Here is a 12,407-nt window from a genome sequence, read left to right on the forward strand (position 1 = left end):
GCAGGAGGGGCGGGAGGACGAGGAGTCCGGCAGGCGCGCGAACGCCCATTACGCCGACTTTATGGCATACACGTTACAGCTAGGCCGAATCTCCAATGGAATCGGATAGTTAGCGGAGCGCATCCACCCGGCGCGCGCTCACATTGCCGGCGTGATCCAGCCCGAAACGGCCCCGCGCGAATCGCGGATGATGGCAATCCGGCCGACGCCGGCTATGTCGAAGGCCGGCCGCAGCACCGCCCCGCCCGCCTCCGCCACGGTGGCCGCCCGCGCGTCGACGTCGTCCACCGCGATATAGGAGAACCAGTGCTCAGGCACGCCGTCGAATTCCGGCCCGTCGAGCACGAAGATGCCGCCGACGCGGGTCTCGCCATGGCGGATGATGCAGTAATCCGCGCCACCCTCGATCGGCATGGCCTCGAAGGTCCAGCCGAGCGTGGCGGCGTAGAAGGCCTTGGCGCCGGCGATGTCGCGCGTGTTCAGTTCGTTCCAGACGAAGATGCCGTGCGGCCGGGCGCTTTCCATGGCTTCACTCCTGCTGCGTCTTCGGTGGCGTTAACTGCTCGCACACCATAACCCGAAATCGACCGGCGCGCCCGCCCACAAGGGGCGCCTGCGATGCCATGTTGACGCCGCTAAGGCTTGCGATGACGCCTGAACCCTTCTAGACCCATCACCAGCGCCCCCGCTGGCGGCTCGCGAATTTTCCCGGAAAATGCAGCTCTATCACCATCCCTTCTGCGCCCATTCGCGTCTCGTGCGCCTCGCTCTCGGCGAGATCGGCATCGAGCCGGAACTGATCGAGGAGCGGGTGTGGGAGCGCCGGCCCGAATTCCTGATGCTCGACCCGGCCGGCGCGACGCCGGTTCTGGTGGAGGATGACGGGCTCGTCGTGCCGGGCATCGACGCCATCACCGAATATCTCGACGAGACCCGTGGCGCCGCGCTCGGCGACCGGCGCCTGCTGCCGGCCGACAGCGCCGCCCGCGTCGAGGTGCGCCGGCTCTCGGCCTGGTTCAATCACAAGTTCTTCGTCGAGGTCACCGAGCCGCTGGTGCGCGAGAAGGTCTACAAGCGCTACACGCCGCGCGAGCTTGGCGGCGGCCCGCCCGACATGGCGACCATCCGTGCCGCCCGCGCCAATATCCGCTATCATCTGCAATATATCGGCTGGCTGCTGAAGGCGCGGAACTGGCTCGCCGGCGAGCGCATGACCTATGCCGATCTCGCCGCCGCCGCGCATATCTCCAGCGTCGACTATCTGGGCGATGTGCCGTGGGACGAGGACGAGGGAGCGAAGATCTGGTACGCGCGCATCAAGTCGCGTCCGGCGTTCCGGCCGCTGCTCGCGCTGACCATGGCGGGCATGCCGCCGGCGCCGTGCTACGCGGATCTCGATTTCTGACGCCGGAGGCGGCGAAGGCGCTCATCTTCGCCCTCGCCCGCGAGGAGGGGTTCGACGCGATGGGCATCGCGCGCGCCGACGCCATCCCCGAGGCCGGGCCGCGCCTGCGCCAATGGATCGCCGAGGGCGCCCATGGCGACATGGAGTGGATGCCGCAGACCGCCGAGCGCCGCGCCGCACCCGCCCATATGTGGCCGGAGGTCGCCTCGCTGCTGATGCTGGGGCTCAATTACGGACCGGACGAGGACCCCCGCGCCATCCTCGCCGAACGCACGCGCGGCGCCATTTCGGTCTATGCGCGCGGCGACGACTATCACGAGCTGATCAAGGGCAAGCTCAAGCGCATCGCCTCGCGCTTCGTGCCGCGCGCCGGCGGGCCCGGGCGGGTGCAGATCAAGGTCTTCGTCGACACGGCGCCGCTGATGGAGAAGCCGCTCGCCGCCGCCGCCGGGCTCGGCTGGCAGGGCAAGCACACCAATCTCGTCTCGCGCGCGAAGGGCTCCTGGCTGTTCCTCGGCGCCATCGCCACCGATCTCGCTTTGCCGCCGGACACGCCCGAGGTCGACCATTGCGGCTCCTGCCGCGCCTGCATCGAGGCCTGCCCGACGGACGCCTTTCCGGCGCCCTACCGCATCGACGCGCGCCGCTGCGTCTCCTACCTCACCATCGAGCACTCCGGGCCGATCCCGCGCGAGCTGCGCCCGCTGATCGGCAACCGGGTCTATGGCTGCGACGACTGCCTCGCCGCCTGCCCGTGGAACAAGTTCGCCGAACTCGGCCGCGAGGCGCGCCTCGCCGCGCGCGACGAGAACCGGGCCCCGGCGCTGGCCGATCTCGCCCGGCTCGACGAGGCGCAGTTCCGCGCCCGCTTCGCCAGGAGCCCGATCAAGCGCAGCGGGCGCACGCGCTTCCTGCGCAACGTGCTGGTCGCCATCGGCAATTCCGGCGATGCCGGCCTCGCGCCGGAGGCCGAGCGGCTGCTCGCCCATGAGGCCGCCACGGTGCGCGGCGCGGCGGTGTGGGCGCTCACCCGGCTGCTGCCGCCCGAGTCCCTCACCGCCCTCGCCGCCGCCCATGCGGGCGAGGGCGATGCCGACGTCGCCGAGGAATGGCGCCTTGCGCTCGCCGACGTCTCGATGCCGCCGGAGACCCGCGCGTGACCGATCCCCGTCCGACCCTGCTCTGCCTCGGCCACGGCTATTGCGCGCAGCGCCTCGTCGCGCGCCACGGCGAGGCCTTCGCCCGCCGCATCGGCACCAGCCGCGACGGCGCCCCCCGCCCCGGCATGGAGATGCTGCGCTTCGAGGGTGAGCCCTCCGCCGCGCTGGTCGAGGCCGCGCGGGCAGCCGATGTGGTGGTGGCCTCGGCCGCCCCCGGGGAGGCGGGCGACCCGTTCCTCGGCCCGCTCGGGCCGGCGCTGGCGGGTGCGGGCCGCCGGGGACCGCTCGTCTATCTCTCGACCATCGGCGTCTATGGCGATTCCGGCGGCGCCTGGATCGACGAGGACGCTCCGCTTTCCGAGGCGGCGCCACGGGCGCGGCGGCGCATCGAGGCGGAGGCGGCCTGGCGTCGGCTCGGCGCGGCGGCCGGCCGGCCGGTCGCGCTGCTGCGGCTCGGCGGCATTTACGGCCCCGGCCGCAACGCGATCGAGGATGTCGCCGCCGGCACCGCCCGTTGCATCGAGCGCGCCGGGCAGGTGTTCAACCGCATCCATGTCGACGACATCGCCGGGGCCATCCATGCCGCCGGCATCAAGGGATTCGACGGCGCGGTGAATGTGGTGGACGACGAGCCCTCGCCCTCCTGCGCGCCGGTGCGCTTCGCCGCCGGGCTGTTCGGGGTCGATCCGCCGGCCGCCGAACCCTTCGAGGTGGCGGCCCTGAGCATGTCGCCGATGGCGTTGTCCTTCTGGGCGGACAACCGGCGTGTCCGCAACGAGCACCTGCATGCCCTGCTCGGCGGCGGGCTGCTCTACCCGACCTATCGCGAGGGGCTGGCCGCGCTGCTCGCCGGGGGCGCGCCGAACTCCTAGGCGTTTCCGCCGCCGCGCGGCGCGAAGGCGCGCAGGAAGGAGTCGACCGTGTGGACGACCAGACGTTCCACGCTTGCGGCGTCCGGCGGGGTCTCGTCGCCGAACACCAGCGGCATGACGAGCTTGGCATGGCAGCCGATGATGAACTGCCAGGCCGCGAGTTCGGGGTCGTCGATGGCGAGTTCGCCCCGCTCCGCCTTCAGCCGCAGCCAGTCGCCGAGCCGCTGCACACCCGCCTCCTGCCCGGCCTGAAGATAGGCGCGTCCGATCTGCGGCAGCTTCTCGGCGACGCCGACGACCATGCGGACGGTGCGTACATGCGCCGGCTCCATCATGGCGCGGATGTAGCGGTGGCTGACCTGGGTCAGCGCCTCGCGCACATCGGCATCGACGCCCATGTCGAAGCAGGCCTCGGCCGTGCGCTGGCACTCCTCGGTCACGAGGGCTGAGAAAAGCTCCTCCTTCGAGGGGAAATAGACATAGAGCGTGCCCTTCGAGACGCCCGCCATGCGCGCGATCTCGCCCATGCTGGCGCCGTCGAACCCGGCGGACAGAAAGACCTCGCGGGCGCCGCCGAGGATCTGGCGTCGCTTGTCGTTCCCGTGGCGTGGCAGTGGCGCGGTGCCGCGCGGCGCGGCCATGGGCTGGGGGCGGCCTGTCGGATGGCCGGCGGCGTGCGGCATGGAAGCGGTCTGGCCTGACTAAGCAGCGAACGAAAATTACAAAAGCTGTCGCCAGTTTGGAGCAATCGGTCCGATTTTGCAACGCGCGAGGGGAGCGGGCGGCCCTACTTTGGGCTATTGACCAAACCGTTCGGTTTTTATTGATTGTCGGTTCTGAACCGTTTATTCAAGTGCCTTCACCGGCCGCCAGAGTCGGAGGGAACCCGCAAGCCCTTCGGCACGTACGGCAGTTGGTAGAGGGAGGAGGGTTATTCGCCCCCCAATCCTCCTCCCTCGTCCCTTCTCCCATCCGTCACGCTTCCCGAACGAAGCCTCCCGTCGAAGCCGGGCGAGGGGCGAAGCGACGCGTTCGTCTGTGCTTGGCGCCGGTGCCGTGCCAGAGTATTGCTGCGGTGCCGGGTGCACCGGCGAAAACCAGCGCGATTCCGGCCTGTCATGCCAAGTTCTGCCGTGTCCTTCTGCCTCGCGCCGCGCCGCCCTCCGGCGCGATTGTTTTCGGCTTTCCGCGCGGCCGCCCCGCGCGGCGGCGCGATCCGCTTCCTCCCGTGCCGCCGGACGCACCATGGCTGAGCATCGTGTCGCCGGTCGCCGGTCCCTGCCGTTCGCCGCCGAAGTCGCGGCGCTGGGCGTCGTCTTCGGCGACATCGGCACCAGCCCGCTCTACGCCTTCAAGCAGGGCCTGCTCGCCGTCGGCGGCACCGGCGGCGTGACCGATGCCGACGTGCTCGGCCTGCTCTCGCTCATCACCTGGGCGATCATTCTCTCCGTCACCATCAAATATGTCATGCTGGTGCTGCGGGCGGACAATGACGGGGAAGGCGGCATCCTCGCGCTCGTCACCCTGCTCGACCTGCACCGCTCCGCCACCGGCGGGCGGCTGTTCCTGCTGATCGCCGGCCTCGTCGGCGGCGCCATGCTGATCGGCGATGGCGTATTGACCCCGGCCATCTCGGTGCTGTCGGCGATCGAGGGGCTGGAGGTGATCGCGCCGGCACTCGACCACTGGATCGTCGCCGTCACCGTGCTGGTCATTCTCGCCGTCTTCGTCTCCCAGCGCGCCGGTACCGAGCGCATCGGCGCGCTCTACGGGCCGGTGATGCTGCTCTGGTTCGTCTCGCTCGGGGCGCTCGGGCTGCACGGCATCGTGGCGGCGCCGCAGGTGCTGGCGGCGCTCGACCCGCGCCACGGGCTGATGCTGCTGGCCGACCATCCGCTGCTGGCCGGCGCCATTCTCGGCGCCGCCTTCCTCGCCATCACCGGCGGCGAGGCGCTCTATGCCGATCTCGGCCATTTCGGCCGGCCGGTCATCACGCGCGCCTGGCTCGTCGTCGCCATGCCGGCGCTGCTGCTCAACTATTACGGCCAGGGCGCCTATGTGCTGGTGCACCGGGATTCGGTGCGCAATCCCTTCTACGACCTCTCGCCCGACCTGTTCGACGTGCCGCTGCTGATCCTCGCCACCTGCGCGACCGTCATCGCCTCGCAGGCGATCATCACCGGCGTGTTCTCGCTGGCCAAGCAGGCGATCGAGCTTGGCTACCTGCCGCCCATGCGCATCCGCTACACCAGCGAGCGCAACGACCAGCATATCTATGTCGGCCGGCTCAACTGGATCATGATGATCGCCTGCGCCGCCATCGTGGTGTCGTTCGGCTCCTCCGACCGCCTCGCCTCGGCCTATGGCATCGCCGTCGCCATGGCGATGGTGGCGACGACCATCCTGTTCGTCGCCTATGTCCGGCGTAGCTGGCGCTGGCCGCTGCCGGCGCTGATCGCCCTGGCCAGCGGGCTCGCGGTGATCGACGTCTCCTTCGCCCTGGCCAACCTGACCAAGCTGCACGACGGCGGCTGGCTGCCCGTGGCCATCGCCAGCATCGTGCTGATCATCATGGTGTCCTGGCGTCGCGGCCTGGAGGGGCTGAGCCTGCAGCAGCGCCGCTTCACCGAGCCGCTCGACGACTTCGTCGCGCGCGGCCGGCCGCCGGCCTGCGCGATCAGCCCGCGCACCGCCATCTTCCTGTCGCGCGGCGGGGCGGTGACGCCGGTGGCGCTCGGCCGGCTGTCGGAACTGCTCAACGTGCAGTTCTCCAAGGCGGTCATCGTCTCGGTGTGGATCGCCGCCCGCCCCCGCGTGCCGGTGGACGACCGCGTGCGCATCCTGCCCATCGACGGCACCCATCTGCGCGTCGACGTGCGCTTCGGCTACATGCAGCAGATCGACGTGCCGGCGGTTCTGGGCCCGGCGCTCTACGCGCAGGGCGTGGATCCCGACGAAGCGGTCTACGTCATCGGTCACGAACGCGTCATGCCGCCCGACGACATACTCGGCGTGCGCGACGTGCTCGCGCATGTCTTCGCCTTCCTCGCCCGCAATGCCGAGCGCTCGGTCGACCGTTTCGGCCTGCCGCGCCCGCGCACCATCGAGATCGGCTATCCCGTCCGGCTCTGAGCGGGGACGGGGCCTGTCATCGCGCCATCACGCTCGCGCGAATATCATCGTTCCGTCATGACCTTGCCGCCGGAGGGGCGGATAAGCCGCGCGTCGTTGCAGGAGAAGGGCGGCACGCGGCCGACCGGATTCGGACACGGTGTGCGCTAATGCGCCGCCGCCGGCCGGAACGTGTTCCGAAAGCCGCCGAGGTCTGCTAGGGCTGCCCGGGTTGGTCCGGTCCGACAGGAGGATGAAGGCGCGATGAAAGGGCTGAAGCTGATTTCCGGCTGGTTGCGCGATCGCATCGGCTGGCACACGCTCGGCCTCGTCGCCAGCCTCGTCATCATCGGCATCGCCGCCGTCGTCCTGTACGAGATGCTGCGCAACATCCGCCCCGACGAGGTGTGGGACGCGATCTCCGGCACCGACCCGTGGCGCATCGGCCTCGCCGCGCTCTTCGTCGCCGGCGCCTATTTCACCCTGACCTTCTACGACTGGTTCGCCCTGCGTACGATCGGCAAGCCGCACGTGCCCTACCGCACGGCGGCGCTGGCCTCTTTCACCTCCTACGCCATCGGCCACAATGTCGGCTTCTCCGCCTTCACCGGCGGCACCGTGCGCTACCGCATCTATTCCGCGCACGGCCTCGGCGCGGTGGATGTCGCCAAGCTGTGCTTCGTCACCGGCCTGACCTTCTGGCTCGGCAACATCGCCATTCTGGGCCTCGGCATCACCGTCGAGCCCTGGGCGGCGAGCGCGGTCGACCAGCTGCCGGCCTGGGTGAACCGGCTGATCGGCATCGCGCTGCTGTCGGGCCTCGCGGCCTATGTGGTGTGGGTCGGCCTCAAGCCGCGCCGCATCGGCGTCGGCGAGGGCCACTGGACGGTGACGCTGCCGGGGTCGCGGCTGACGCTGATGCAGATCGCCATCGGTATCGTCGACCTGTCCTTCTGCGCCGCCGCCATGTACGTGCTGATGCCGGAGCAGCCTTTCATCGACCCGATCGCGCTCGGCGTCGTGTTCATCTCGGCGACGCTGCTGGGCTTCGCCAGCCACGCGCCGGGCGGGCTCGGCGTGTTCGACGCCGCGATGCTGGTGGCGCTGCCCCAGTTCGACAAGGAGCCGCTGCTCGGCGCCCTGCTGCTGCTGCGCCTGCTCTATTACGTGACGCCCTTCGCGCTGGCGCTGATCATCATGGGCGTGCGCGAGCTGATGCTCAGCCGCCGCCGGCTCGCCGCCCGCAAGGGCATCTCGCCCGACCCGCTGGCTGCGATGCCGGTGATCCAGTCCGGTGACGATGGTTCCCCGGCCACGGAGTCGGCGACCGGGGATTCCGCGAGCCCCGAGGCACGCCGCCGCGCCAGCTAGCGGGCGGCCGGCGGCCCGCCCGGACGCCTTCCTAGCGCCCGAAGCCCGGCAGCAGGCCGAGCATGCTGGCCGGTAGCTTCGTCACCTTCACGCCCTTGGGCACCGCGAAGCGGGCCGGGTCCTGCGCGCCGCGCGCGAGTTCCAGCGCCTCGAACACCACGGTCGGCTTGCCGTCGATGACGGTCGAGGTCCGCAGCACGATGCCGTCCGAGGTGATGCAGCTGTCCAGCGGCGGCTTGCCCGCCTTCACGTCGATGCGCCAGAGGTCGCAGGCCTCCCCCGCCACCTTGTCGGTGCCCGCGCGGGTGCCCTCGCGGGCGGCGTCGGCGAAGGAATAGCCCGGCGGCAGCGCGGTGCGCACGGCGAGCGTGTCCATGCCGGGCACGTCGACGATGAAGATCACCTCGCTCTGGCCGAGATCGACCAGCCCGGTCATCGTGCCGATCAGCGTCTCGTTGCGCACGTCCATGCGCAGGCGCCCTTCATGATGGGCGACGTCGATCTCCGAGCCCTGCGGCGCCTTCGCCCGCACGCGGTAGTCGACGGCAGGCAGCGGCAGCGGTTCCGCGGCGGCGGCCGAGAGGACGTCGAGGGACATGCCGACGCCGAGCAACAATGCCGCGATATCGAGGCTGCGCATCAATCAGGCCCACGGTTAAGGGGTCGCCATGCCGGGACGCGCGAGAAAATCGCGCCCGTCAAGCACGATGGCCGGATCGGGAATGGCGACCACCCGGTCATCCCTGCCCTCATACGGTATTTGTGCGAGGATTTGACGTATGACACCAAGTCGCGTCCGCATTTTGTCGTTGGCGAGAACGACGGTCCACGGCGCGGGTTCCTGGCTGGCGAGAAACATCGCGTTGCGCGCGGCGGAAATGGCATCCCAGCGGGCGGGTGCGGCGAGGTCCACCGGCGAGAGCTTCCACCGCTTGAGCGGATCGCGGTAGCGCGCATAAAGCCGCGTGAGCTGCATTTCCCGGCCGACGTCCAGCCAGATCTTGAACAGCCTTATGCCGTCGTCGAGCAGGATCTTCTCGAAGGCGGGCACCTGTTCGAGGAAATGCGCGGTCTCCGCCGGGGTGCAGAATCCCATCACGGGTTCGATGACGGCGCGGTTGTACCAGGAGCGGTCGAAGATCGCGATTTCCCCGCGCGGCGGCATGTGCGCGACATAGCGCTGGAAATACCATTGCGCCGCCTCGATGCTGCTCGGCTTGTCGAGCGCCACGATCCGCACGAAGCGCGGATTGAGGTGCTGCACGAGGCGCTGGATGGTGCCGCCCTTGCCGGCGGCGTCGCGTCCCTCGAACACGATCACCACGCGCTCACGGGTGGCCTTGACCCATTCCTGCAGCTTCAGCAGCTCGATCTGCAGCGCGTGCAGGTCTTTTTCGTAGCTCTTGCGCTTGGGGCGGTCGGCATAGGGATATCCCCCGCTGCCATAGGCCCGCTCCTCGATCAGCGGCGACAGCTCGGGGGCGTCGACCCTGAAATCCGCGATGGCGGCGGCGAGCGATGGCGTCCCGATGCCCTTGCCGGTTTTGCCGGCCTTGCTGCTCTTGCCGGCCTTGCTGTCCTTGCCGCCCTTGTCCTTGCTGGCGCCGGCCTCGTCGGCCGGGGACGTGCGCCCGGCGGCGGCATCGGAGGCGGATTTCGCGGGGGATGCGTTCGCCGGGGAACTGGCGGGCTTCTTCGTCATATGGAAGCCTCTCGACTGGAACATAAAGGGCCTCGTGTCGCCCTTCCTCGATTCGCGCGCCGGGGACGAATCCTCTTCCCCTGCGGCGCGGGGACAGCATATCCAGAGAAGCGGTTCGCAGGAAACGTCGGGCATGGCCCTCGGTGATTCAACGCAGTTGACGGAAGACACGCTGCGCGAGCGTCTCGCCGGCGCGCGCTGGATCCTGTCGTCCACGGCGGCCGGGCTCGCCATCGCCGCCTGGTTCGGCGCCATCGAGCCGAGCGCCGCCTTCCTCATCGCCGCGCTGGTCACCTCGGCCGCGCTGGTGCCGGCGCGCCGGCGCCCGGTGGCGGCCGCGCTCGCCCGCTTCAGCGGCGAGCCCAAGTCCTCGCCGCGCCAGGAAGAGCGTCTGCCCGCCCTTGTGCGCGCGCTGCCCGACCCCGCGCTGCTGCTCGACGGGCGCGGCACGGTGCTCGCCGCCAATGCCGGGGCGGTGGGTCTGCTGGCCAGTGTGCGGGTGGGCGATCCGGTGTCCTTCGCCATGCGCGTGCCGGAGGTGCTGGAGGCGCTGCGCGCCTCGGCGGCCGACGGGCGCCCGCGCCGCATCGAATTCGCCGAGCGGGTGCCTCTCGATCGCTGGCTGCGTGCCGACATCGTGCCAATCCGGCCCGGCCTGGTGCGCGAGGGAGCGCCCACCGAGGCGGTGCTCCTTGGCTTCGTCGACCTGACGCCGCAGCGCCGCGTCGAGCAGATGCGCGTCGACTTCATCGCCAATGCGAGCCATGAGCTGCGCACGCCGCTCGCCTCGCTGTCCGGCTTCATCGAGACGTTGCAGGGCCCCGCGCGCAACGATTCCAGCGCCCGCGAGCGGTTCCTCAAGATCATGGGCGAGCAGGCCCGGCGCATGTCGCGCCTCATCGACGACCTGCTGTCGCTCTCGCGCATCGAGCTGAATGCGCATCTGCGCCCCGAGGCGGAGGTCGATCTCGTCTCGGTCATCAGCCATGTGCGCGATGCCCTCGGCCCGCTGGGGCGCGAGCGCGGGGTGGAGATCGCCTTCGAGCATCCCGCGCCGCCGGTGAATGTGCGCGGCGACCGCGACGAGCTGATCCGCGTCTTCGAGAACCTCGTGGAGAACGCGCTGAAATATGGCGGGGCCGGCGGGCGGGTCGAGATCGGCGTCGCCCGCGAGGGTTCGGACGTGGTGGTCTCGGTGCGCGACTACGGGCCGGGCATCGCGCCCGAGCATGTGCCGCGCCTGACCGAGCGCTTCTACCGGGTCGACACCGCCCATTCGCGCGAGCAGGGCGGCACGGGTCTGGGCCTGGCCATCGTCAAGCACATCGTTGCCCGCCACCGCGGCAGGCTCGGCATAGAGAGCGTTCCGGGCGAGGGTTCGACATTCTCCGTGCGCCTTTCCGCCGCTCCGGCGGAAGAGAAGAAAAGCTGATCGCAGCCAACGACTTGCGATGTCATCAAGGCTTCATTGAAGGGTCATAGAACCTTGGTGACGGGGCGCTAAGAGTCCTGTGTACCTCATCCGCCCTCCGGCCAATCGCGCATCAGGTTGCGTCTTCCGCGATGCAGCCGGTCTCCCGACCTAAGGAGAAGACCCTTGAAATTCACTCATATCCTCGGCGCTGCGGCGCTGTCGTTTGGCGCCGTGTTCTCCGGTGGCGCCTTTGCCGCCGACATCAATGGCGCTGGCGCCTCTTTCCCGGCCCCGGTCTATCAGTCCTGGGCTGCCGCCTATAAGGCGAAGACGGGCACGGGCCTGAACTATCAGTCCATCGGCTCCGGCGGCGGTCAGAACCAGATCGTCAACCGCACCGTCGACTTTGGCGCCTCCGACGCGCCGATGAAGGACGACAAGCTGGAAGCGGCCAACCTGCTGCAGTTCCCCACCGTGATCGGCTCGGTGGTCGCCATCGTGAACCTCGATGGCGTCGAGGGCCTGGTGCTGAACGGCGCCGTGCTCGCCGACATCTACCAGGGCAAGATCACCAAGTGGAACGACCCGAAGATCGAGGCGCTGAACAAGGGCAAGAAGCTGCCTGACGTCGCCGTCGTCCCGGTCTACCGTTCGGACTCCTCGGGCACCTCCTTCGTGTTCACCTCCTACCTGGCCGCCACCAATGCGGACTGGAAGGCCAATGTCGGCGCCGCCACCTCGGTGCAGTGGCCGACGGGCGCGGGCGCCAAGGGCAATGAAGGCGTTGCCGGTACCGTGAAGAACACCAAGGGCGCGGTCGGCTACGTCGAGTTCATCTACGCCGCCGCCAACAAGCTCGCCACCACCGACCTCGTGAACAAGGCCGGCAAGGTCGTGACGCCGAGCGTCAAGGCCTTTATGGAAGCCGCCGCTGCGGCCGACTGGACCCACGCCAAGAACTTCGCCGCCTCGATGATCGACACCGCCGGCGACGGCGCCTGGCCGATCACCTCGGCGACCTACATCCTGCTGCCGAAGAACCCGGCCAGCGCCGCGCAGTCGGCCGAGGTCATCAAGTTCTTCGACTGGGCCTATGGCCCGGAAGGTGACGCCGCCGCCGAGAAGCTGCACTACATCCCGCTGCCGGGTTCGGTGGTCGAGGAGATCAAGAAGGCCTGGGCGACCGAAGTGAAGGCCGACGGCAAGCCCGTCTGGACGAACTGATCGACATCGGACTTCGGGAGGGGCGACCGCGAGCGCGGCCGCCCCTTCTCGTCCTGCCGGTCGCCGCGTAGGCTGGTGCCTGCCTTGCGCGTCTTGCCCTATCCGTCACTGTCGCCCGCGCCTCCTGTGCCATACCTCCCGCCGGCCG

11 protein-coding genes are annotated in these 12,407 nt (G+C 69.6%); 7 read left to right on the top strand and 4 right to left on the bottom strand.

The window, feature by feature from the left end; genetic code table 11:
* Nucleotides 1–138: 138 nt before the first annotated feature.
* On the bottom strand, nucleotides 139–525 hold the full coding sequence (locus GBB76_RS13960) for a VOC family protein (RefSeq protein WP_152303860.1): 387 nt from the start codon (nucleotides 523–525) through the stop codon (nucleotides 139–141).
* A gap of 190 nt (nucleotides 526–715) precedes the next feature.
* On the opposite strand from GBB76_RS13960, the gene GBB76_RS13965 reads away from it, so the two are divergent.
* The 3 genes from GBB76_RS13965 to GBB76_RS13975 are packed head-to-tail and all read left to right on the top strand — an operon-like array spanning nucleotide 716 to nucleotide 3,437.
* Complete coding sequence (locus GBB76_RS13965; protein ID WP_152303861.1) at nucleotides 716–1,405, top strand: glutathione S-transferase family protein; 690 nt, start codon at nucleotides 716–718, stop codon at nucleotides 1,403–1,405.
* Entirely contained in the window at nucleotides 1,381–2,565 is a 1,185-nt protein-coding gene (gene queG, locus GBB76_RS13970; protein ID WP_152303862.1) for a tRNA epoxyqueuosine(34) reductase QueG, read from the top strand. Before GBB76_RS13965 ends, queG begins: the two co-directional genes overlap by 25 nt.
* Nucleotides 2,562–3,437, top strand: a complete 876-nt coding sequence (locus GBB76_RS13975) for an NAD-dependent epimerase/dehydratase family protein (protein WP_152303863.1) — start codon at nucleotides 2,562–2,564, stop codon at nucleotides 3,435–3,437. The genes queG and GBB76_RS13975 overlap by 4 nt, the downstream gene beginning before the upstream one ends.
* Here GBB76_RS13975 and GBB76_RS13980 read toward each other — a convergent pair.
* Entirely contained in the window at nucleotides 3,434–4,120 is a 687-nt protein-coding gene (locus GBB76_RS13980) for a TetR/AcrR family transcriptional regulator (protein ID WP_152303864.1), read from the bottom strand. The two genes, GBB76_RS13975 and GBB76_RS13980, sit on opposite strands and share 4 nt — an antisense overlap.
* Nucleotides 4,121–4,682: 562 nt before the next feature.
* On the opposite strand from GBB76_RS13980, the gene GBB76_RS13985 reads away from it, so the two are divergent.
* Nucleotides 4,683–6,569, top strand: a complete 1,887-nt coding sequence (locus GBB76_RS13985; RefSeq protein ID WP_152303865.1) for a potassium transporter Kup — start codon at nucleotides 4,683–4,685, stop codon at nucleotides 6,567–6,569.
* 243 nt (nucleotides 6,570–6,812) lie between these two features.
* On the top strand, nucleotides 6,813–7,919 hold the full coding sequence (locus GBB76_RS13990; protein WP_152303866.1) for a lysylphosphatidylglycerol synthase domain-containing protein: 1,107 nt from the start codon (nucleotides 6,813–6,815) through the stop codon (nucleotides 7,917–7,919).
* 31 nt (nucleotides 7,920–7,950) lie between these two features.
* Here GBB76_RS13990 and GBB76_RS13995 read toward each other — a convergent pair whose 3' ends face one another.
* Together GBB76_RS13995 and ppk2 are read right to left on the bottom strand one after the other, a co-directional pair.
* Nucleotides 7,951–8,517, bottom strand: a complete 567-nt coding sequence (locus GBB76_RS13995) for a hypothetical protein (protein ID WP_246668931.1) — start codon at nucleotides 8,515–8,517, stop codon at nucleotides 7,951–7,953.
* A 57-nt stretch (nucleotides 8,518–8,574) separates the two neighbouring features.
* Nucleotides 8,575–9,621 (bottom strand): polyphosphate kinase 2, encoded by a 1,047-nt coding sequence (gene ppk2, locus GBB76_RS14000; protein WP_152303868.1) that lies wholly within the window; start codon nucleotides 9,619–9,621, stop codon nucleotides 8,575–8,577.
* Between the two features lie 133 nt (nucleotides 9,622–9,754).
* Between ppk2 and GBB76_RS14005 the strand changes: the two genes are divergently transcribed.
* Nucleotides 9,755–11,053, top strand: coding sequence for an ATP-binding protein (locus GBB76_RS14005; protein ID WP_152303869.1), 1,299 nt, complete (start codon nucleotides 9,755–9,757; stop codon nucleotides 11,051–11,053).
* A gap of 165 nt (nucleotides 11,054–11,218) precedes the next feature.
* The gene (pstS, locus tag GBB76_RS14010) at nucleotides 11,219–12,259 is read left to right on the top strand and encodes a phosphate ABC transporter substrate-binding protein PstS (RefSeq protein WP_152303870.1); all 1,041 of its coding nucleotides are present in this window, start codon (nucleotides 11,219–11,221) and stop codon (nucleotides 12,257–12,259) included.
* Nucleotides 12,260–12,407 lie beyond the last annotated feature (148 nt).

Origin of the sequence: Ancylobacter sp. TS-1 (assembly GCF_009223885.1) — a bacterium.
In the GTDB taxonomy this organism is placed as follows: Bacteria; Pseudomonadota; Alphaproteobacteria; order Rhizobiales; family Xanthobacteraceae; genus Ancylobacter.